Annotated in this window: 20 protein-coding genes; 16 read left to right on the top strand and 4 right to left on the bottom strand. The window is 66.5% G+C overall.

Annotation, left to right across the window (positions count from 1 at the left end):
• The first annotated feature begins 10 nt into the window (after positions 1–10).
• Positions 11–2,113: a sensor histidine kinase gene (locus tag AC5P7E_RS18060; RefSeq protein ID WP_114618421.1), complete on the top strand. Its 2,103-nt coding sequence runs from the start codon at positions 11–13 to the stop codon at positions 2,111–2,113.
• 4 nt (positions 2,114–2,117) lie between these two features.
• Positions 2,118–3,890 carry an EAL domain-containing protein gene (locus AC5P7E_RS18055; protein ID WP_005409582.1) on the top strand — a complete coding sequence of 591 codons (1,773 nt, stop codon included), beginning with the start codon at positions 2,118–2,120 and terminating at the stop codon, positions 3,888–3,890.
• Between the two features lie 621 nt (positions 3,891–4,511).
• On the opposite strand, the gene AC5P7E_RS18050 is transcribed toward AC5P7E_RS18055, so the two are convergent.
• From AC5P7E_RS18050 to flgA, 4 genes are all read right to left on the bottom strand, one after another.
• The gene (locus AC5P7E_RS18050) at positions 4,512–5,729 is read right to left on the bottom strand and encodes an ATP-binding protein (protein WP_005409581.1); all 1,218 of its coding nucleotides are present in this window, start codon (positions 5,727–5,729) and stop codon (positions 4,512–4,514) included.
• Between the two features lie 91 nt (positions 5,730–5,820).
• Positions 5,821–6,159, bottom strand: coding sequence for a flagellar protein FlgN (locus AC5P7E_RS18045; RefSeq protein WP_005409580.1), 339 nt, complete (start codon positions 6,157–6,159; stop codon positions 5,821–5,823).
• Positions 6,156–6,461 carry a flagellar biosynthesis anti-sigma factor FlgM gene (gene flgM / locus AC5P7E_RS18040; protein WP_005409579.1) on the bottom strand — a complete coding sequence of 102 codons (306 nt, stop codon included), beginning with the start codon at positions 6,459–6,461 and terminating at the stop codon, positions 6,156–6,158. Before flgM ends, AC5P7E_RS18045 begins: the two co-directional genes overlap by 4 nt.
• 75 nt (positions 6,462–6,536) lie before the next feature.
• Entirely contained in the window at positions 6,537–7,193 is a 657-nt protein-coding gene (flgA, locus tag AC5P7E_RS18035) for a flagellar basal body P-ring formation chaperone FlgA (protein WP_062606981.1), read from the bottom strand.
• Positions 7,194–7,459: 266 nt separating this feature from the next.
• On the opposite strand from flgA, the gene AC5P7E_RS18030 reads away from it, so the two are divergent.
• The 14 genes from AC5P7E_RS18030 to AC5P7E_RS17965 all read left to right on the top strand — a co-directional run.
• Entirely contained in the window at positions 7,460–8,404 is a 945-nt protein-coding gene (locus AC5P7E_RS18030) for a chemotaxis protein (RefSeq protein ID WP_005409577.1), read from the top strand.
• Between the two features lie 137 nt (positions 8,405–8,541).
• A complete protein-coding gene (gene flgB / locus AC5P7E_RS18025) occupies positions 8,542–8,937 on the top strand; it encodes a flagellar basal body rod protein FlgB (protein WP_005409576.1) in 396 nt (131 codons plus the stop codon).
• 3 nt (positions 8,938–8,940) lie between these two features.
• Positions 8,941–9,348, top strand: a complete 408-nt coding sequence (flgC, locus tag AC5P7E_RS18020; protein ID WP_005409575.1) for a flagellar basal body rod protein FlgC — start codon at positions 8,941–8,943, stop codon at positions 9,346–9,348.
• Positions 9,349–9,371: 23 nt separating this feature from the next.
• Positions 9,372–10,055 (top strand): flagellar hook assembly protein FlgD, encoded by a 684-nt coding sequence (locus AC5P7E_RS18015; RefSeq protein WP_012480127.1) that lies wholly within the window; start codon positions 9,372–9,374, stop codon positions 10,053–10,055.
• 32 nt (positions 10,056–10,087) lie between these two features.
• The gene (gene flgE / locus AC5P7E_RS18010) at positions 10,088–11,311 is read left to right on the top strand and encodes a flagellar hook protein FlgE (RefSeq protein WP_111118372.1); all 1,224 of its coding nucleotides are present in this window, start codon (positions 10,088–10,090) and stop codon (positions 11,309–11,311) included.
• 32 nt (positions 11,312–11,343) lie between these two features.
• Positions 11,344–12,093, top strand: coding sequence for a flagellar basal body rod protein FlgF (locus tag AC5P7E_RS18005; protein WP_111118371.1), 750 nt, complete (start codon positions 11,344–11,346; stop codon positions 12,091–12,093).
• A 102-nt stretch (positions 12,094–12,195) separates the two neighbouring features.
• Positions 12,196–12,981, top strand: coding sequence for a flagellar basal-body rod protein FlgG (gene flgG, locus AC5P7E_RS18000; protein WP_005409571.1), 786 nt, complete (start codon positions 12,196–12,198; stop codon positions 12,979–12,981).
• A 22-nt stretch (positions 12,982–13,003) separates the two neighbouring features.
• Entirely contained in the window at positions 13,004–13,696 is a 693-nt protein-coding gene (gene flgH / locus AC5P7E_RS17995; protein ID WP_043033568.1) for a flagellar basal body L-ring protein FlgH, read from the top strand.
• Positions 13,697–13,698: 2 nt separating this feature from the next.
• Positions 13,699–14,841: a flagellar basal body P-ring protein FlgI gene (locus AC5P7E_RS17990; protein ID WP_111118370.1), complete on the top strand. Its 1,143-nt coding sequence runs from the start codon at positions 13,699–13,701 to the stop codon at positions 14,839–14,841.
• 1 nt (position 14,842) lies between these two features.
• Positions 14,843–16,042, top strand: a complete 1,200-nt coding sequence (flgJ, locus tag AC5P7E_RS17985; RefSeq protein ID WP_005409568.1) for a flagellar assembly peptidoglycan hydrolase FlgJ — start codon at positions 14,843–14,845, stop codon at positions 16,040–16,042.
• 8 nt (positions 16,043–16,050) lie between these two features.
• Entirely contained in the window at positions 16,051–17,931 is a 1,881-nt protein-coding gene (gene flgK / locus AC5P7E_RS17980) for a flagellar hook-associated protein FlgK (protein WP_114618422.1), read from the top strand.
• On the top strand, positions 17,928–19,130 hold the full coding sequence (gene flgL / locus AC5P7E_RS17975) for a flagellar hook-associated protein FlgL (protein WP_005409566.1): 1,203 nt from the start codon (positions 17,928–17,930) through the stop codon (positions 19,128–19,130). Before flgK ends, flgL begins: the two co-directional genes overlap by 4 nt.
• Positions 19,131–19,547: 417 nt before the next feature.
• Positions 19,548–20,768 carry a flagellin gene (locus tag AC5P7E_RS17970; protein ID WP_005413267.1) on the top strand — a complete coding sequence of 407 codons (1,221 nt, stop codon included), beginning with the start codon at positions 19,548–19,550 and terminating at the stop codon, positions 20,766–20,768.
• Positions 20,769–20,840: 72 nt separating this feature from the next.
• On the top strand, positions 20,841–20,980 hold a 140-nt coding region (locus tag AC5P7E_RS17965), incomplete at its 3' end, for a flagellin N-terminal helical domain-containing protein (protein WP_482995120.1).

Genomic DNA, 20,980 nt, shown 5'->3' with positions numbered 1-20,980 from the left:
CAGCCCCTCCATGCCTGCAGAACCGACCGGCAACGCCCCAGTTCCCGACCCGCGGATGGCGCAGGCGCTCAGCCGCGACCGGCGGCGGGTGGTGCTGAGCTACCTGGTGATGGCATTGGCCTGGATGATCGCCTCCGACAGTGCCGTGCAGGCACTGGTGCCGGATCCGCAGCAGGCGGCGATGTGGCAGAGCGTGAAGGGCTCGTTCTTCGCACTGGCCAGTGCCGGCCTGCTGTATCTGCTGTTGCGGCCGCTGGCCGAGCATGTGCTGCACACCCATGCGCGCCAGCAGGCCTCGGAGCTGCGCCTGCGGCAGATGTTCGAGGGCAACCCCGGCCCGATCCTGGTCTACGACCTGGACACGCTGGCGATCCTCGATGCGAATCCGGCTGCCTGTACCGCCTTCGGCTGGGAGCGTGACGAACTGCTGGAGCAGACCATCGACGCGTTGTGGCCGCCAGGCCAGGACCAGGCGCTGCAGACCAAGCTGGAGGCGATCCGCGAGGCGCCGGAGGAACTGTGCATCCTGCGTGCCCAGCTGCAGCTGCGTGACGGCTCGCTGCGGCAGATGGAACTGCGCTCCAACGCCATCAGCTATGACGGCCACAACGCCCGCTTGTTGATTGCCATCGACCGCACTGCCGAAGACCTGGCCCAGCTGCGCCGTGACCAGGCGCTTGCGCGGGTGGAAGAAGCCCACGAACTGGCGCGCATCGGCGCCTGGGAACTGGACCCGTCCACCGGCATGGGCCGCTATTCCAACCAGGTCTACCGCCTGCTTGGCCGCCGGCCGCCGGAAGCCCGCCGCTGGCACCGCTTCGACGAGCTGCTGGTTCCCGCCGACCCTGCCACCGCCACCCAGACCGAACAGCTGCTGGCCGACCTCTGCTCGGGTGATCCGGTGCAGGTGGACGTACTGCTGCCCCTGCTGTCGATGGACGGACGCGCCCTGATGGTGCACCTGCGTGCCGCCAGTGGTGTCGATGAGTCCGGCCGCAGCCGCGTGCTGGGCACCCTGCAGGACGTGACCGAGCGGGAGCAATCGCGGCGCCTGCTACGCGAGCGCGAGGAGCAGTTCCGCGAACTGGTGCGGGTGCTGCCCGATGGCGTGGTGATCCTCTCCGACGAGCACGTGCTGTACACCAACGCCTGGGCGGCCAGCCTGTTCGGCTATGGCAGCCATACCCTGCTGGGTGAGCCGCTGTCGGCGCTGGTCGCTGCCGGTGATCTGGCCCGCGTCCGCGGCCAGCTGCGTGCAGGGCAGCCACACCTGGGCCCCGGCCACAGCAGCGTGGTGGCCATGCAGCGCGCCGACGGCCGCAGCTTCCATGCCGGCCTGGCGGTGGGCGAGGTTCGCTATGGTGGCCGCGACTGCAAGCTGCTGATCGTGCGCGACCTCAGTGATTCCGAACGGACGCGCAGTGCACTGGAAACCAGCAACCGCGAACTGCAGGCGATGGCCGGCCGCCTGTTCTCCCTGCAGGAAGACGAGCGCCGCGCGATCTCGCGCGATCTGCACGACGACATCGGCCAGGCGATCACGGCGATCAAATTGTCCGCCCATGCCGCGCAGGACGAGCACGATCCGCAACGCCGCGCCGAGGACCTGGCACAGATCGTCAGCCTGGCCGACACCACGGTAGCCAAGCTGCGCGACATCTCCACCCTGCTGCGCCCTCCGCAGCTGGACGCGCTGGGCCTGGAAGCGGCCCTCAGCTGGCAGGCACGGGTGCTGTTCCGTTCTTCGCAGGTGGAGCTGCTGGCCGAGATCGAGCCCCTGCCGCATCGCCCCGACAACAGCATCGAACAGGCCTGCTTCCGCATCGCACAGGAGAGCCTGACCAACGTGCTGCGGCACGCGCGCGCGAGCCAGGTACACCTGCAGCTGCGCGACATCGGCAAGCGCAGCCTGCACCTGCAGATCCGCGACGACGGCGAAGGTTTCGACCCGGACGGCCCGCGCGGCCTGGGTCTGATCGTGATGCGCGAGCGCGCGCAGAGTGTCGGCGGCCATGTGCGCATCGAGTCCGCACATGGCGAAGGCACCCTGATCGACGTTCACCTCCCCTACCAGGCGGCCAGCATGGCCGCCGTTGAGTCACCGGAATACTGAGCCTATGTGGAATCCCAACCAGCCGCCGGTCAGCATCGATGATGCACCCGATCGCCTCGGTGCCGGCAACCCCGAGCTGCAGGCGATGGTCGCCGAAGCGGCCTCCGGCGGCACCGCGCTGATGCTGATGCACGTGGACATCGACCACTTCGCTTCCGTCAACGAGAACATGAGCGCCGAGGTGGGTGACCAGGCGCTGGTGCTGGTGGCGCAGCGGCTGCAGTCCTACCTGCGGGGTCGCGGCAAACTGTGGCGGCATGGCAGCGACGAGTTCCTGATCGCAGTCCCGCGCAACGCCGACGTGCCGCTGCCGGAGGACTTCGCCGAGGAGATCCGGCAACAGATGGAGTTGCCCCTGTCGGTGCTGCCGTACACGCTGTTCATGACTGGCAAGCTGGGGGTGAGCCTGTGCCCGGAACACGCCAGTAACGCCTCGCGACTGCTCGACCACGCCGAGGATGCGCTGTACCAGGCGGCCCGCGAAGGTGGAAACGCGGTGCGCATCCATGCAGTGGATACCCCGCCGAGCGCGCACAGCGAGAGCATCATCGCGCGCCAGATCGTCGACGCGATCCCCAACGGCGAGCTGAAACTTCGCTACCAGCCGCTGGTCAGTGCCCGCGACGGCCATGTGGTGGGCATGGAGGCGCTGCTGCGCTGGCAGTCCCCCACGCTGGGCATGCTGGTGCCGGAGCGCTTCATGCGCACCGCCGAGCGGCTGGGCATCATCGTGCAGATCGGCACCTGGGTGCTGGAAGGCGCGCTCAAGCAGGCCCGCCTGTGGCGCGACCAGGGCTTCGACGACTTCACCATTGCCGTGAATGTCTCCACCCTGCAGCTGCTGCGGCCGAACTTCTTCGCTGAAGTGATGGGCCTGATCCAGGCCGCGGGCGTGCCGGCACAGATGCTGACGCTGGAGATCAACGAAAGCGCGCTGACCAACAATGTCAATTTCGTGCACGAGACACTGGCCAACCTGCGCAACGAAGGCATCAGCCTGAGCCTGGACAACTTCGGCACCGGCGATTCCAGCCTCAGTGCGCTGGTGCGTTACCCGGTGGACAAGCTGAAGATCGACCGCAGTTTCATCAAGAGTGCACCAGCCGGCAACCGCGAGGCAGCCATCGCACGCGCGATCATCGCCATGGGCCACCAGCTGGGCATGACGGTCATTGCCAACGGCGTGGAATCGCAGGCGCAGCTGGGCTTCCTGCGCCGCAACGACTGCGACGTGTTCCAGGGCTACCTGTTCGGCGAACCGATGTCGGCCGATGCCGCCGGCATGACCCTGCGCCGCCGCTACCTGCGCCCGGAAGCCTTCGCCGAGACCCGCCCGGACCGCACACTGCTGCTGCTGGACGACGAGGAGAACGTGCTGCGCTCGCTGGTGCGCCTGTTCCGCCGCGATGGCTACCGCATCCTGGCCGCCGGCAACGTGCGCGATGCGTTCGATCTGCTGGCGATCAACGACGTGCAGGTGATCCTGTCCGACCAGCGCATGAGCGACATGAGCGGCACCGAGTTTCTGGGCCGGGTGAAGATGCTGTACCCGGACACGATCCGCCTGGTGCTGTCCGGCTACACCGATCTGAACACGGTGACCGACGCGATCAACCGTGGCGCGATCTATCGCTTCCTGACCAAACCGTGGAACGACGATGAGCTGCGCAAGCACATCCACCAGGCGTTCCGCACCTATGAGGAGCAGCGTCGCAGCAACGCCGGTCCGGCGCCTGCGGAGAGCGGCGATGGCGGCGAGGATCGCCCGCTGCGGTAACGATCCCGTCTGGTAGAGCCGGCCGCTGGCCGGCTGCTCTCGATGCCTGGCTCAAAGGGGTTGCCGGCCAGCGGCCGGCACTACCCGAAGCGCGAATCCGGTCGGGGACAAGCCCTGGCAGAGCCGGCCGCTGGCCGGCTGCTCTCGATGCCCGGTTCAATGGGTTGCCGGCCAGCGGCCGGCACTACCCGAAGCGCGAATCCAGGTCGGGAACAAGCCCTGGTAGAGCCGGCCGCTGGCCGGCTGCTCTCGATGCTGGATTCAATGAGGTTGCCGGCCAGCGGCCGGCACTACCCGAAGCGCGAATCCAGGCCGGGGACAAGCCCTGGTAGAGCCGGCCGCTGGCCGGCTGCTCTCGATGCCTGGTTCAAAGAGGTTGCCGGCCAGCGGCCGGCACTACCCGAAGCGCGAATCCAGGTCGGGGACAAGCCCTGGTAGAGCCGGCCGCTGGCCGGCTGCTCTCGATGCCTGGTTCAAAGAGGTTGCCGGCCAGCGGCCGGCACTACCCAAAGCGCGAACCCAGGTCGGGGACAAGCCCTGGTAGAGCCGGCCGCTGGCCGGCTGCTCTCGATGCCCGGTTCAATGAGGTTGCCGGCCAGCGGCCGGCACTACCCGAAGGGGTCAGCGCGGCTGCTTCACCGGCAGCACCACGCGGAAGCGCGAGCCCACGCCCGGGGTGCTGTCCAGGTCGATGCGGCCATGGTGCTTGTTGATGATGCTGTAGGAGATCGACAGGCCCAGGCCGGTACCGCTGCCCACCGGCTTGGTGGTGAAGAACGGATCGAAGATGCGCTGGCGCAGTTCCGGCGAGATGCCGCCGCCAGTGTCTTCAAATTCGACCCATACCTGATCACCGTCGACACCGGTACGCACGGTGATGGTGCCACGCTCGGCAATGGCGTGGCCGGCGTTGAGCAGCAGGTTCATGTAGACCTGGTTCAACTCGGACGGCAGGCATTCCACCAGCGGCAGCTGGCCGAACTCACGCACCAGGGTGACCTTGTACTTGAGCTCGTTCCAGATGATGTTGATGGTCGATTCCAGCCCGGCGTGCAGGTCGACCAGCTTCCACGATTCGTCGCGGCCGGAATACGAGAAGTCCTTCAGATCACGCACGATGCGGGTCACCCGTTCGATGCCTTCGCGCGATTCGGCCATCAGCTGCGGCAGGTCGCGGCTGATGAAATCGATGTCCAGGCGGTCACGGATATCGTCGATTTCCGGAATCAATGCCTTCGGGTCCGGCGCGCGCAGGGCGCGCTCATAGGCTTCGATGACGGTGAACAGGCTGCGCAGGTATTCCTGCAGGCTGCCCAGGTTGGAGTGGACGTAGCCGATGGGATTGTTGATCTCGTGCGCAACGCCGGCGGCAAGCTGGCCGATCGAGGCCATCTTCTCCGACTGCAGCAGCTTTTCCTGGGTACCGTTCAGGCGCAGGTAGGCCTGCCGCAGCTCGGCATGGCGCTGCTGCAGCTCGCGCTCGTAGTCTTCCTGCCCTTCGATATGGCGGAACAACGCCAGGAAGTGCCCTTGGCCGACCGGGCCGTGGTGGTAGAGGTGGGCGATGACCACACCCTCCCCCAGCGGCAGGCTGCCGTTCCAGTGACCATGCTGCCGCGCCTGTTCCAGCGCATCGGGTGGCAGCAGCTCACGCAGCCGCTGCGGCGGCAATGCACCGTCCTCCCCACCGGCCAACAGGTTCTGCGCAGCCGGATTGGCCAGCGCCACCTGCCCGTCTTCAGTGAACAGCAGCAGCCCTTCGCGCAGGCGCTCAAGCAGGGCCTGCAGCACCGGCTGCGGAGGAAGGGGGGCGGTAACCAGGGCGTTGGCAGCGGACACGGCGACTCGGGACGTTCGAACAGGCGCCCAATATACGCGGTCACGCAGCGGGCTTCAGCCCGCGGGGGTGGGTAGTGCGACCGCCGTCGCGTCAGGCGACGGCGAGTGGGCGGCGGGCAGTGACGGTGTGTGACTGGCCCTTGGCGTCATAGGCCGAGGCGTCTTCGGTACGGCCCAACTGGCGCAATGCCCAGTTGACTTCGCGTCGGCGCCGCGAAAGCAGCACGCCATTGGCGCGGTTGCGCTCGGCCAGTTCCTGCAGCTGCTCGCCCTGCCCCACCGGCGGCGCGCCTTCCAGCGCACGCAGCGCTTCCAGCTTGGCGCCGGTGGCCCGGATCAAGGCGTGTACGTCGTGCTCGACCAGGGCCTGGCGTTCAACGTCCAGGGCCTGGGCGAGGCGCTGCAGCGGCTCGCTCATCGCCGCGGTCATCCGTGCAGCTGCTGGTCCAGATCGAGCATGCGCGATGCGATCGCGTCCGGATTGATCTTGTAGGTGCCGTTCTGCAGCGACTCGCGCACGGCGGCCACGCGCTGGGCGTCGATCGCCGGGGCGGTGGTCAGCTCACGCTCGATGGCCTGCAGATTGGTGGCCTCGCCGGTCAGGCGCAGGCTGTCGGCCGCCTCGACCGGGCGCGCCGCCGCATCGGTGCTGACGCCGGGCTTGTTGGCCGGGGTCGTCACGCTGCGCAGTGCCTGGGGGACCTGCAGGTTGCCGTCGATTTTCTGGCTCATGGGGTGTCCTGGAGTTGCCGTTCACAAGGGATAACGGCCGCAGGGCCGTGATCTTTAGGGATATTTTGCGGTAATTCAACGCGCCACGATTACGTCACCTGCGGCATCGACCGTGCCCTGCACGATCCGCCGCGAGGACAGGTTCTCGACCGAGACCCGCTCGTTCTCACCGGCATCACCCATCGCACGGCCGGCAATGCGGACCTCGACCGAACCGCGACGCGACACCAAGGCTACATTGTCTCCTCGCTTGATGAGACGCTGAACCACCAGGTCGTTGTTCGACAGCAGGGCTCCGGCCTGCAACGGACGGCGGGCGATGCGGCCGATCGCTGCATTGGGATCGGCCAGCACCGCACCGGCAATCCGGGCAGCGTCACGCTGGGCAGTGGTGATATCGGCGGCGGTGAGGGTTTCTCCAGTGCCGATTCCACGATTGAGCACCAGCACGGTCTGGTTGCGCCGCACCTTCACCGGCACGAACAGGCGCCAGCCCCCCGCATCAGGGCAACTGACCTCCACCGTGGTGTTGGCGGTAGGCTGCACCTGCAGCGCGCCGCCACACTTGGGCAGGCGCAGCGCATCGGCCACCTGGGCCTCACCCTCACTCCCGGCCGGCAAGGTCGTCAGCGCTGCGGCGCGGATGCTGGCTACGGGCTGCCAGTCGGCGGCCGCCGCCCACGGCGAGGCCAGGGCAAGCGCGATGGCCAATAGAGATGTGACCCGGCGCATGGCGCCTCCTGTCGATGGGACCTGGCCCAGCTGCGTGCAAGGTGTGTGCCAGAGACCGGGTCTCGGGATGGGGCCTGTAGAGTCGACTGTTAGTCGACTTTCGCGTCAGTCGACTTTCGCGCGAAGCGCGGGAGATTTCCGCGATCGGATAGGAGCAGTCGACTATAAGAGCAGTCGACCAACAGTCGACTCTACAGAAGCGGTGTGGAGCGCGCGGGCGGCACAGCGCCCTCAAGTTCGGCGCCTACCCCGCCGATACAGCAGCCATGTCCCATGACCTGCTCAACCGGATCGACCAGCGGACCCGTCTGGCCGGCCACAATCGCCTGGCGCTGCTGCTGTTCCGTCTCGGCGGACGTCAGCTTTTTGGCGTCAATGTCTTCAAGGTGCAGGAAGTCCTGCGACGCCCGGAACTGTTCCAGGTGCCCGGGCTGCCCAGCCAGTTCTCCGGCGTGGCCGACGTGCGCGGCCGCTCGGTGCCGGTGCTGGACCTCGGCCTGGCGATCGGCCATCCCGAGCGCGAGCCGGAGGCGGACACCTCGCCCGGCTACTTGGTCGTTACCGAGTTCAACCGCTCGATCCAGGGCTTTTTGGTCAGCGGCGTGGAGCGCATCGTCAACATCGCGGTGGAAGACATCCATCCGCCGCCGGAACTGGGCGCCGAATCGAGCTACCTGACCGCCGTGACCCGCTTCCAGGGTGAACTGATCCAGGTGATCGACGTGGAAAGCGTCCTGGCCGACATCGCCCAGGTGCGCGGCGAAGCGGTGCTCGATCCGGCGATGGCGATGCCCTCCGACGGCCCGCAGCTGCAGGTACTGGTGGTGGATGACTCGCGCGTGGCCCGCCAGCAGATCCGCAGCGTGCTCGACCAGCTGGGCGTGGGTGCCACCCTGCTCTCCGATGGCAAGCAGGCGCTGGACCATCTGCTGCAGATCCACGCCTCGGGCGAGAACCCGGCCGAGCGCTATGCCATGGTCATCTCGGACATCGAGATGCCGGCCATGGACGGCTATACGCTGACGACGGAAATCCGGCGCCATCCGGGCCTGGCCGGCCTGTACGTGCTGCTGCACACCTCGCTGTCGGGCGTCTTCAACAACGCCATGGTCGAGCGCGTGGGCGCCAACGCCTTCGTCGCCAAGTACTCGCCGCACGAGCTGGCCGATTTCGTGCTGGACCGCCTGCGCAAGGTGGCGCTGGCGGCCTGAGGCCACTGATCCGGTAGTGCCGGCCGCTGGCCGGCAACCGCAGATCCATCGGGGAGCCGGCCAGCGGCCGGCACTACCCTCTCGAATTTGGCACACCCCTTGCAGCTTCCCGGGCAACGTTCCCGTGGGAGTGCACCGTGCGCAACCTGATTACCGACTACCTGGGCGTCCATGCCCAGGCCATGCCGTTGCGCGAACAGCGGATGAAGCTGATCGCCAGCAACCTCGGCAATGCCGACACTCCCGGCTACAAGGCCCAGGACCTGGACTTCGATGCCGCCCTGCGCCATGCCCAGGGGCAGGATGCCAATGGCCTGATGGCCACCACCCATGAGCAGCACTACGAAATCAGTAGTGGCCTGAACCCGTTCCAGATCGCGCGCGAGGGCGTGCAACCCAGCCTGGACGGCAACACCGTCGATCCCGATGCCGAGCGTGCGGCCTATGGCCGCGCCGCGCTCGAGTACCGCGCTTCGCTCAGCTTCGTCGAGAGCAAGGTGCGTTCCATGTTGACCGCGATCACGGGGCAATAAGCCATGAGCAACCTGCCGATCTTCGATATCGCCGGCTCCGCGCTGCAGGCGCAGTCGGTGCGCATGAGCACCATCGCCTCCAACCTCTCCAACGCCGATACCGTCGCCGGTTCCGCCGACGCGGTGTACAAGCCGCTGGAGCCGATCTTCCAGGCCGTCACCAGCAAGAACGATCCGAACATCACCTCGGTGAAGGTGAAGGAGATCACCCAGAGCGATGCGGCGCCGATCAAGCGCTATGAGCCGGGCCACCCGCTGGCCGATGGCGATGGCTACATCTACCAGCCCGACGTCGACCCGGTGGCGCAGATGGTCAACCTGATCTCGACCTCGCGCAACTACCAGGCCGGCGTGGAGATGTTGACCACCGCCAAGGAACTGGCCCTGGCCACCCTGACCATGGGCCGCTGAGGCCCGCAGTACCGGATACCGCCATGACCACCGCCGTCAACAACCAGACCAACCAGGACGTCTACACCGCACTCGGTCTGAACGCCCCGAACAGCAACGCCACCAAGAAGAAGAACACGCTGGACCAGGCCGATTTCCTGCGCCTGATGACCGAACAGCTTCAGCACCAGGATCCGCTGAAGCCGATGGACAACACGCAGATGGTCGCGCAGATGGCGCAGATGTCCACCGTGCAGGGCATCACCGATCTGAACAAGACGGTGAAGGGCTTCCAGGAATCGATGGCCAGCGACCAGGTGCTGCGTGGTGCGGCGCTGGTCGGCCACCAGGTGCTGGTGCCGTCGGAAAAGCTGGTGCTGGAAAAGGAAGGCAACGTTGAAGGCACGGTGGCCGCGCCTTCGGCCGGCATCATCACCGTCGACATCACCGATGCCACCGGCGCCAAGGTCACCTCGCTGAGCGTGGAAGCCAAGGCCGCCGGCGAGACTGGGTTCCAGTGGGACGGCAAGGATGCCAACGGCAAGCGCATGGAGCCGGGCAAGTACTCCATCGTTGCCAACCACGTCGATACCGCCGGCAAGAGCACCAAGCTTTCCACCTACGTGCAGGCGCCGGTGGAAAGCGTGACCGTCGGTTCCGACGGCCTGTACCTGAACCTCAAGGGCCTGGGCACGGCCCCGATCGACTACGTGCTCCGCGTCAGCTGAGCCGCACACCCCGCACTTACCAGGAGCATCCCATGGGCTTCAATGTCTCGCTGTCCGGCATCAATGCCGCCAATTCCGACCTGAGCGTCACTGCCAACAACGTCGCCAACGTCAACACCACCGGCTTCAAGGAATCGCGCGCCGAATTCGCCGACCTGTTCTCGGCCACCGGCTATGGCCTGTCGAAGAACGCGGTCGGCTCTGGCGTGCGCGTTTCCAATGTCGCCCAGCAGTTCAAGCAGGGCCACAACGAACAGACCGGCCGCAGCCTGGACATGGCTATTTCCGGTGAAGGCTTCTTCACCATGAACATGAACGGCACCCGCGTGTACTCGCGCGCCGGCAACTTCCAGACCGATGCATCGGGCTACGTGGTCAACCCGCAGGGCGCGCGCCTGCAGGTGTTCGCACCGAATGCCGATGGCACCAACTTCGATGCCGGCCGCCTGGTCGACCTGCAGCTGCTGACCACCGACAGCCCGCCGAAGCAGACCAGCGAAGTGAAGGTTGGCTTCACCCTGCCGGCCAACGCCAAGCAACCGACGGTGGCGACCTTCGACCCGGCCGATTCGAACAGCTACAACCACTCCAGCGGTGGCATCACCGTGTACGACTCGCTGGGCGTGAGCCACATCCAGGTCTCGTACTTCGTCAAGGGCGCCAACCCCAACGAATGGACCGTGCGCAATTACGTCGATGGCCAGCCGGCCGGCGCACCGACCCCGGTCACCTTCGACAACAGCGGCAAGCTGGTCGCACCTGCCAACGGCAAGGTCAGCCTCGGCACCCACACCCCGACCACCGGTGCCGGCGTGCTGAACATGACGCTGGACGTGAGCGGCTCGACCCAGTACGGCGAAAAGTTCGCGCTGCGCAACACCCAGCAGGACGGCTACGCCGCCGGCAAGCTCAATGAGATCACCGTGTCGGAAACCGGCGTGGTCTATGCCCGCTATTCCAATGGCGCCGACAAGCCGCTGGGCCAGGTCGCGCTGACCACCTTCAACAATCCGCAGGGCCTGGAATCGAAGGGCAACAACCTGTGGGTGGACACCTTCAGCTCGGGCACCCCGCGCACCGGAATGCCGGACACCTCCAATCTCGGCAAGATCCAGGCCGGCTCGCTGGAAGCATCCACCGTCGACCTCACCGAGCAGCTGGTCAACATGATCACCGCGCAGCGCAACTTCCAGGCCAACGCGCAGATGATCACCACCCAGGACCAGATCACCCAGACCGTCATCAACATCCGTTGATGAGCTGCTGACCCTGTCACGGAACTCCCCGCATGGATAAAGCCCTTTACGTGGCGATGACCGGTGCCCGCGCCTCCCTGCAGGCGCAGGGAACGCTCAGCCACAACCTCGCCAACTCGGACACCCCTGGCTTCAAGGAAGCGCTGGCCAACACCGAAGCCTTCCCGATCAAGGGCCCGGGCTTTGCCTCGCGGGTGGATGCGCTGCACGTCGACGCCGGCTTCAACCGTACGCCCGGCTCCCAGCACATCACCGGCAAGCCGCTGGATCTGTCCCTGCAGACCGGCACCTGGCTGGCCGTGCAGTCCAGCGACGGCAGCGAGGCGTACACGCGCGGCGCGGCGTTGTCGGTGACGCCGAACGGCCAGCTGGTGACCTCCAGTGGCCGTCCGGTACTGGATGACAACAACAACCCGATCGCCATTCCGCCCTACCAGGCCATGGAGATCGGTGCCGACGGCACGATCTCGATCATTCCACAGGGCGAAGGCCCGCAGACGATGGCGCAGATCGGCCGGATCAAGGTGGTGCAGGCGCCGGACGAGCGCCTTGAGCGTCGCCTGGATGGCCTGTTCCGCAACACCGACCCGCGCCAGCCGTTCGCCCCGGCACAGGGCACGGCCGTGCAAAGCGGCCAGCTGGAAGGCAGCAACGTGGACGCCGCAGGCGCGCTGGTGCAGATGATCCAGCTGCAGCGCCAGTACGAAATGCAGGTGCAGGTGATCAAGCACGGCGACGAGAACGCGCGCAGCGCCAACAGCATGCTGCGCCTGGGCAGCTGACGGAATTCCGGCGCCACCTGACAGCGGCGCTGGCACACCGCTTGCACACCCGAAGACAAGGGCCGCACCGCGCGGCCGGCTCCACCAGACAGGACACCGAAGATGAACCAGGCATTGTGGATCGCGAAAACCGGACTGGATGCGCAGCAGATGCGCATGTCGGTGGTTTCCAACAACCTCGCCAACACCAACACCACCGGCTTCAAGCAGGACCGTGCCAGTTTTGAAGACCTGCTGTACCAGCAGGTGCGCCAGCCCGGCGGCTCCTCCTCGGCACAGACGCAGCTGCCAACCGGCCTGCAACTGGGTACCGGCGTGCGCGTGGTCGCCACCGCCAAGAATTTTGAACAGGGTGGCCAGCAGCAGACCGGCCGCGCCCTCGACGTGATGGTCAATGGCCGCGGCTTCTTCGAGGTTCAGATGCCTGATGGCAGCTCGGCCTACACCCGTGATGGCTCGTTCAAGATCAACCAGGACAGCGAGCTGGTCACCAACAGCGGCTACCCGGTGCAGCCAGGCATCCAGATTCCCGAAGGCGCGCAGTCGGTAACCATCGGTACCGACGGCACCATCAGCGTGAAGATGGCCGACGGCGCCGCCTCGGTGGAAGTCGGCGCGCTGACCCTGACCGACTTCGTCAATCCGGCCGGCCTGCAGGCCCGTGGCGAGAATCTGTTCCTCGAGACCACGGCCTCCGGCCCGGCACAGAACGGCAACCCCGGCCTCAACGGCCTCGGCACCGTCGTGCAGGGCGCGCTGGAAGGCAGCAACGTCAACGTGGTGGAAGAGCTGGTGTCGATGATCGAAACCCAGCGCGCCTACGAAATGAACGCCAAGGCGATTTCCACCACCGATTCGATGCTCGGCTACCTCAACAACAAGCTCTGACCGGCCAACCCGGGAAACCGCCATGTCGCACATTTCCAACTTCGCCCGCACTGCCCTCGCCTGCACCGTGGCTGCCCTGCTCGGTGGCTGCGTGATTGCCGGCGATGTGCGCCCCTATCCGGCAATGGCACCGATCCAGCCGATCATGCCACCGCAGGCCGAACCGACCGCCGGCGCGATCTACGCGGCCGGCCCGACCCTGCAGTTGTATTCGGACCGTCGCGCGCGCGATGTCGGCGACCTGCTGACCATCACCCTGCTGGAAAACACCACCGCGCAGACCAGTGCCAATACCGCCACCAACAAGGAATCGAACCTGAGCCTGGGCACGCCGTCCATCCTCGGTGCGCCGGTCACCCTGGGCGGCAAGGACATCCTCAGTGCGACAGCCAAGGGCGCGCGTGACTTCACCGGCAAGGGCAACAGCGCGCAGAGCAACCGCCTGCAGGGCAGCGTCACGGTCACGGTGATCCAGCGCCTGCCCAACGGCAACCTGGTGGTACAGGGGCAGAAGAACCTGCGCCTGAACCAGGGTGATGAACTGGTGCAGGTGCAGGGCATCGTGCGCCCGGGCGACATCAGCCAGGACAACACCATTCCGTCCAGCCGCGTGGCCGAAGCCCGCATCGTCTACGGCGGCCGCGGCCCGGTCGCGCAGTCCAACGCGATGGGCTGGCTGAGCCGCTTCTTCAACTCCGGCCTGACGCCGTTCTGAGTATGGCCATGAAACTCTTCTCCTCTTCTTCCTGGCAGCGACGCATGACGTCGCTCTACTGCGGCGTGTTCCTGGTCTTCGCGGTGGTGGCCCCGGCCAGCGCCGAGCGCATCAAGGACCTGGCCCAGGTCGGCGGCGTGCGTGGCAATGCGCTGGTGGGTTATGGCCTGGTGGTCGGCCTGGATGGCAGCGGCGACCGCACCAGCCAGGCACCCTTCACCGTGCAGAGCCTGAAGAACCTGCTCGGCGAGCTGGGCGTGAACGTACCGCCGAACGTCAACCCGCAGCTGAAGAACGTGGCCGCCGTGGCGATCCACGCCGAACTGCCGCCGTTCGCCAAGCCGGGCCAGCCGATCGACATCACCGTGTCCTCGATCGGCAACGCGGTGTCGCTGCGCGGCGGTTCACTGCTGATGGCCCCGCTGCGTGGCGCCGACGGCCAGATCTATGCCATCGCCCAGGGCAACCTGATCGTGGGCGGCTTTGGTGCACAGGGCAAGGATGGTTCCCGTGTCTCGGTGAACGTGCCCAGCGTCGGCCGCATTCCCAACGGTGCCACCGTGGAGCGTGCGCTGCCCGATCCGCTGGCCAACGGCGGCGAGATCACCCTGAACCTGCACAACAATGACTTCACCACGGTCTCGCGCATGGTCGCTGCACTCAACAATGCGTTCGGCGACGGTGCGGCGCGTGCGGTCGACGGCGTGACCGTGGCGGTTACCGCGCCGACCGATCCGGGCGCACGCATCGGCCTGCTGGCGCGCATCGAGAACCTGGAACTGACCCCGGGCAGCGCTCCGGCCAAGGTGGTGGTCAATTCGCGTACCGGCACCGTGGTCATCGGCCAGCAGGTGCGCGTGGGACCTGCCGCGATCTCGCACGGTTCGCTGACCGTGACCATCCAGGAAAACACCAACGTCAGCCAGCCCAATGCGCTGTCCGGCGGCCGTACCGTAGCCAGCCCGCAGTCGACCATCACCGCCACCAACGACGGCAGCCGCATGTTCAAGTTCAGCGGCGGCACCACCCTGGACGAGATCGTGCACGCGGTGAACGCCGTGGGCGCAGCACCAGGCGATCTCATCGCGATCCTGGAAGCCCTGAAGCAGGCCGGCGCATTGAGTGCCGAGCTCGAGGTGATCTGATATGCGCATCAATCCCGCATTCGATCTGCACCCGGCACAACAGAACGATCCGGCGAAGATCGACAAGGTCGCGCGCCAGCTGGAAGGCCAGTTCGCGCAGATGCTGGTCAAGAGCATGCGTGACGCCAGCTTCGGCGACTCGCTGTTCCCCGGCGAAAACAAGATGTTCCGCGAGATGTACGACCAGAAGATTGCCGAGGCGATGACCCGCGGCAAAGGCCTGGGCCTGTCCGGCATGATCAGCCGGCAGCTGTCCGGCCAGGCCGCCGATGGCCCGGCGCTGGATACCCGCGTGGACCCGGCCAAGGCCAGCCGTGCCTATCAGCTCAATGCACCGGCCAAGCCGGCACCGTCGCTGCCGCTGGAAGACGGCAGCCAGGCCGTGCATTTGCTGCAGCAGATGGCCGCCGGCGCCCAGTCCGGCGCACACGCTGCGGTTGCACCGATGGAACAGGCGCTGGACCTGATCGCCGGGCGCGAAAGCAGCAGCATGCACCGCTCGCTGGGTACCGAAGATCCGTACATCGGCGGCCTGCAAGGCGAGGACTGGGCTGCCAACAGCGACCAGTGGGCGGCCACCGCCAGCAACCGCGGCACGGCCATCAGCCCGGCCGATGCAATGGCGACCCGTACCGCCGTCGCGCAGCTGGGCGAGCACACCCCGGAAGGCTTCGTCGCCAGCATCTGGCAGCACGCGCAGCGTGCGGCCAAGGAACTGGGCGTGGATGCCCGCGCCCTGGTCGCCCAGGCGGCGCTGGAAACCGGCTGGGGCAAGCGCCACATCAAGCATGCCGACGGCAGCACCTCGCACAACCTGTTCGGCATCAAGGCCAATGGCTGGAACGGCCAGCGCGCCGTGGCCGGCACCCACGAGTACGTCGATGGCGTGCGCCGCAACGAGACCGCCAGCTTCCGTGCCTACAGTTCGCCGGCCGAGAGCTTTGCCGACTACGTGCGCCTGCTGAAGACCAGCCCGCGCTACCAGCAGGCCCTGCAGGCCGGCACCGACGTGCAGGGCTTCGCCCGTGGCCTGCAGCGCGCCGGCTATGCCACCGACCCGCGCTACGCGGCCAAGATCGCCGCGATCGCCGGCGGACCGACCATCGAGCGCGCCGTCAGCGCCGTGGCCGATGCCGGCTCGCGCCTTGGCCAGACCTTCGCCAGCACCGCAACCGCGGCGCTGGGTATCACCCGTCGTTGAGGAACCCCATGTCCAGCGTACTTTCCACCGGTACCGGTGCCCTGCTCGCCTTCCAGCGTGCGTTGGCGACCACCAGCCACAACGTGGCCAACCTCAATACCCCCGGCTACAGCCGGCAGAAGGTCAACTTCGCCACGGCTGATCCCCAGAACTACGGCTACGGCACGGTCGGCAACGGCACCCGCATCACCGACATCCGCCGTACCGCCGACCAGCTGGCGATCTCGCGCCTGCTCGACAGCAGCGGCGAGCTGGCGCGCCTGAAGCAGCTCTCCGGCATGGCCGACCGGGTCAATTCGTTGTTCTCCGACGCGGCAACCAACGTGTCCGGCGTCTGGTCGAAGTTCTTCGATTCGGTCAGCGGCCTGTCCTCCAATGCCGCCGGCACCGCCGACCGCCAGAACATGCTGGATGGTGGCAAGGCGCTGGCCAACCGCTTCGTGCAGCTCAATACGCACCTGAACAACCTCAACAGCGAGGTCAACAACGGCCTGCTGGCCGGTGCCACCGAGGTCAACCGGCTGGCGCAGGAGATCGCGCAGATCAACGGTGCGATCGGCACCAACATCGCTACCGCCGCACCGGACCTGCTCGACCGCCGCGATCAGCTGATCACCCAGCTGATCGGCTACACCGGTGGCACCGCGGTGATCCAGGACGGCGGCATCATGAATGTCTACACCGCCGGCGGCAACGCACTGGTGGTGGGCACCACGGCAACCAAGGTCACCACCGTGGCCGACCCGTACCAGCCCGAGCGCCTGCAGCTGGCGCTGGAAACGCAGGGCAACACCATCCGCCTCGACCCGAAGGCGGTCGGTGGCCAGATCGGCGGCCTGCTGGAATTCCGCGACACCGTGCTGACGCCTGCCCAGGCCGAACTGGGCAAGCTGGCGGTAGGCCTGGCCGAGAGCTTCAACCAGGTGCATCACCAGGGCGTGGACCTGTATGGCCAGCTGGGGGGTGACTTCTTCAACATCGGCAACCCGCGCGTCACCGCCAACAATGCCAACACCGGCGCCGCCAGCCTCAGCGCCACTTACGGCGACCTCGGCAAGCTGGACGCGCAGAACGTGGTGCTGCAGTTCGATGGCACCAACTGGAAGGCCAGTCGTGCCGACACCGGTGCCAACGTTCCGCTGACCGGCACCGGTACGGCCGCCGATCCACTGGTGATCAACGGCGTCAAGCTGGTGGTCGGCGGTACCCCGGCGGCCAACGACCGCTTCCTGCTGCAGCCGACCGCAGGCGTGGCCGGCAGCATGGAAGTGGCGATCACCGATCCGTCGCGCATCGCCGCTGCCGCTGCGGTGAAGGGCGCGGCGGCGACGTCCAACACGGGCACCGGCAAGCTGAGCGGTGTCACCGTCAGCGATTCGACCAACGCCAACCTGCGCAACCCGGCCGCAATCGTGTTCACCTCGGCCACCACCTACACCATCGATGGGGCCCCGCCGCAGACCTACACTCCCGGCCAGACCATCAGTGCCAATGGCTGGAGCTTCGTGCTGGACGGTGCGCCGAAGGTTGGCGACACCTTCAACATCACCCCGACTCCGGCGGGCTCGTCGGACAACAGCAACGCCTCCAGGCTGTCCAAGGTGGAGAGCGCCAAGGCATTCAACAGCGGCACGGTCACCCTCAACGGCGCCCTGGGGGGCCTGACCACCCAGGTCGGCGCAGCCGCCCGCTCGGCCGAGTATTCGCTGGAAGCGCAGCTGGTGATCAATGACAAGGCGCAGGAAGCGCGCGATGAGGTATCCGGCGTCAACCTGGACGAGGAGGCGGCCGACATGCTGCGCCTGCAACAGGCCTACCAGGCAGCCTCGCAGCTGATCTCCACCGCCGACAGCATGTTCCAGACCATCCTGGGAGCCGTCCGTCGATGAGCAGCCGTATCTCCACCAGCATGATGTTCAACCAGTCCGTGTCGCTGATGATGGCCAAGCAGGCCAAGCTCAGCCACCTGGAGCAGCAGATCGCCACCGGCAGCAAGATCGTCAGCGCCAAGGACGATCCGGTTGCCGCTGGTGCGGCGGTCGGGCTTGACCGCAGCCTGGCCGCACTGGACCGGATGAAACTCAATGCCGGCAACGTGCAGAACCGACTGGGCGTACAGGAAAACACCCTGGCCCAGGTCAACGACCTGATGGCGCGCGTCAACGACCTGACCATCCAGGCCAGCAATCCGGCGCTGGGCGCCGCCGACAAGAAAACGCTGATCACCGAACTGAACCAGATCCGCGAGGGCCTGCTGTCGCTGGCCAACGCCGACGACGGCACCGGCCGCTACGTGTTCGGCGGCACCAACGATGGCGATCCGCCGTTCGCCAAGATCAATGGCAAGGTGGTCTACCGTGGCGACCAGACCCAGCGCCAGATTGAAGTCGGCCCCGATACCTATGTGCGGGATGCCCTGCCCGGCAGCGAAATCTTCATGCGCATTCCTACCGGCGACGGCTTCGTCGATGGTGTTGCCGCGGCCGGCAATACCGGCAATGGCGTGCTGACCAACATCACCCGCGATGGCAGCGACAGCTGGAACGGCCAGTCCTTCAGCATCCGCTTCACCGCCGCCGACCAGTACCAGGTACTGGACGGTGCTGGCAACGTGACCGGCACCGGCACGTTCAAGGCTGGTGACAACGTGGAAGTCAACGGAGTCCGCCTGCAGATTACCGGCGCACCCGCTGCCGGTGACAGCTTCAGTGTGAAGCCGGCAACCAGCCGCGACATCTTCGACACCATGGACAAGCTGATTGCCGCGCTTGATGCCGACACCGGCACCACCGCCAAGATGAGCGCGCAGCAGAACGAACTGCAGAGCGCCCTGCGCGATGTGGCCCGTGCGTCGGAGCGGATGATCGATTCGCGTGCGGCCGGCGGTGCGCAGCTGAAGGCACTGGACAATGCCGCCGACATGCGTGAAGCCAACAGCGTGACCCTGAAGACCACGCTGTCGCAGATGCGCGACCTGGACTATGCCGATGCACTGAGCCAGTACCAGCTGCAGAGCACCGCGCTGCAGGCGGCACAGACGATCTTCTCGCAGATGCAGTCGATGTCGTTGTTCAACAAGATCCGCTGACGCATCTCCTGCGTCACCCCTGAAAGGCCGCGATGCCCTGCATCGCGGCCTTTTTCGTTCCTGCGTGCCCGTTCCGTCGCACTCGTCGGGCGTGGGCTGGCGCTACCGGAAACATGCTGCACGCATTTTCCGTGATTGCCCATCAAGCCAGGCCCTGCCCCGCCGATACCTTCATCAGCGCTGGTTGGGCATGCCCAACCGCCCCTTCCGGGGTCGCCTTCACGCCCGGCCAGGGCTGGAAAACCCCGGAAAAACAGCCTCCGGCACCGGATTTCAGCGTCGACGGAATTCACGGCTAAAGGTTGTTGACAAAGCGCCGTTATTCATTTGGCAACAGCGAAGCACACAGCCACACAAAAAAACAGGCGGCGCTTCGTTTCATTCACCAACGGGTTCCATATAAGAGGAGACGACCCCATGGCACAGGTAATCAACACCAATACGATGTCGCTCAACGCTCAGCGCAACCTGAGCACCAGCGGCAGCTCGCTCGCTACCACCATCCAGCGCCTCTCGTCCGGCCTGCGCATCAACAGCGCGAAGGACGACGCGGCCGGCCTGGCCATCAGCGAGCGCTTCACCACCCAGATCCGCGGTCTGGACGTGGCCATCCGCAACGCCAACGACGGTATCTCGCTGGCCCAGGTCGCCGAGGGTTCGCTGAGCGAAGTCGGCAACAACCTGCAGCGCATCCGTGAACTGGCCGTGCAGTCCTCCAACGCCACCAACTCGGCCAGCGACCGCAAGGCCCTGCAGGCTGAAGTGACCCAGCTGGTCTCGGAAGTCGACCGCGTGGCCAAGCAGGCTGACTTCAACGGCACCAAGCTGCTGGACGGCTCCTTCACCAGCCAGCTGTTCCAGGTCGGCGCCAACGCCGGCCAGGCCATCGCCATCAACAGCGTGGTCAACGCCAAGGCTGATTCGCTGGGCGCGGCAACCTTCGCCAACGGCTACACCGGCACCAGCCTGGCCGCCGCCGACAAGGCCACCGCCGACACCACCTACTCCGGCCTGCAGATCTCGGTGACCCCGCCGGGCGGCACCGCCACCACGGTCACCATCAACGACTTCACCGTGAAGGCGGGCGAATCGATCACCTCGGCCACCTCCGCCGCGATCAACAACAAGCTGGGCGAAACCGGCGTCATGGCCTCGGTCAATGCCGGTGTGATCAGCCTGGCCTCGGTCAAGGACGGTCAGACCTTCACCCTGGGCGTCAGTGCCGCAACCCCGCCGGCTGGCGCCACCGCCGCGACCATCGCCGGCCTGGGCCTGACCGAAACGAGCACCAACGGCGGCCTGCTGACTGGCGCCACGGCCAACTTCGTCAAGGACCTGAACGTCACCACCGCCGAAGGTGCGCAGAAGGCGCTGTCGATCGTCGACAAGGCCCTCGAGTCGGTCAACAGCGTGCGCGCCGACCTCGGCGCGATCCAGAACCGCTTCACCTCGGTGGTGGCCAACCTGCAGACCTCCTCGGAGAACCTGTCGGCCTCGCGCAGCCGCATCCGCGATACCGACTTCGCCAAGGAAACCGCCGAACTGACCCGCACCCAGATCCTGCAGCAGGCCGGTACGGCCATGCTGGCCCAGGCCAACCAGGTACCGCAGAACGTGCTCAGCCTGTTGCAGCGCTGACATGAGCCGCCCCCGGGGCACGTCGGGGGCGTCTAACCCAACTCACGTGCAACCGCTCAAGGACCTCTCCTCATGGCACAAGTCATCAACACCAATACGATGTCGTTGAATGCTCAGCGTAACCTGAGCACCAGCGGCAGCTCGCTGGCCACCACCATCCAGCGCCTGTCCTCCGGTTCGCGCATCAACAGCGCCAAGGACGACGCCGCCGG

It is taken from the genome of Stenotrophomonas sp. YJH_SMC_25, assembly GCF_059369595.1.
This window is presented reverse-complemented; position numbering and strand designations above follow the sequence as displayed.

Bases quoted from the DNA above. Each gene is read 5' to 3' on its own strand.
- AC5P7E_RS18060 (WP_114618421.1), top strand. From the start codon at position 11: ATGCCTGCAGAACCGACCGGCAACGCCCCAGTTCCCGACCCGCGGATG.
- AC5P7E_RS18055 (WP_005409582.1), top strand. From the start codon at position 2,118: ATGTGGAATCCCAACCAGCCGCCGGTCAGCATCGATGATGCACCCGAT.
- AC5P7E_RS18045 (WP_005409580.1), bottom strand. From the start codon at position 6,159: ATGACCGCGGCGATGAGCGAGCCGCTGCAGCGCCTCGCCCAGGCCCTG.
- flgM (WP_005409579.1), bottom strand. From the start codon at position 6,461: ATGAGCCAGAAAATCGACGGCAACCTGCAGGTCCCCCAGGCACTGCGC.
- flgA (WP_062606981.1), bottom strand. From the start codon at position 7,193: ATGCGCCGGGTCACATCTCTATTGGCCATCGCGCTTGCCCTGGCCTCG.
- AC5P7E_RS18030 (WP_005409577.1), top strand. From the start codon at position 7,460: ATGTCCCATGACCTGCTCAACCGGATCGACCAGCGGACCCGTCTGGCC.
- flgC (WP_005409575.1), top strand. From the start codon at position 8,941: ATGAGCAACCTGCCGATCTTCGATATCGCCGGCTCCGCGCTGCAGGCG.
- AC5P7E_RS18015 (WP_012480127.1), top strand. From the start codon at position 9,372: ATGACCACCGCCGTCAACAACCAGACCAACCAGGACGTCTACACCGCA.
- flgE (WP_111118372.1), top strand. From the start codon at position 10,088: ATGGGCTTCAATGTCTCGCTGTCCGGCATCAATGCCGCCAATTCCGAC.
- AC5P7E_RS18005 (WP_111118371.1), top strand. From the start codon at position 11,344: ATGGATAAAGCCCTTTACGTGGCGATGACCGGTGCCCGCGCCTCCCTG.
- flgG (WP_005409571.1), top strand. From the start codon at position 12,196: ATGAACCAGGCATTGTGGATCGCGAAAACCGGACTGGATGCGCAGCAG.
- flgH (WP_043033568.1), top strand. From the start codon at position 13,004: ATGTCGCACATTTCCAACTTCGCCCGCACTGCCCTCGCCTGCACCGTG.
- AC5P7E_RS17990 (WP_111118370.1), top strand. From the start codon at position 13,699: ATGGCCATGAAACTCTTCTCCTCTTCTTCCTGGCAGCGACGCATGACG.
- flgJ (WP_005409568.1), top strand. From the start codon at position 14,843: ATGCGCATCAATCCCGCATTCGATCTGCACCCGGCACAACAGAACGAT.
- flgK (WP_114618422.1), top strand. From the start codon at position 16,051: ATGTCCAGCGTACTTTCCACCGGTACCGGTGCCCTGCTCGCCTTCCAG.
- flgL (WP_005409566.1), top strand. From the start codon at position 17,928: ATGAGCAGCCGTATCTCCACCAGCATGATGTTCAACCAGTCCGTGTCG.
- AC5P7E_RS17970 (WP_005413267.1), top strand. From the start codon at position 19,548: ATGGCACAGGTAATCAACACCAATACGATGTCGCTCAACGCTCAGCGC.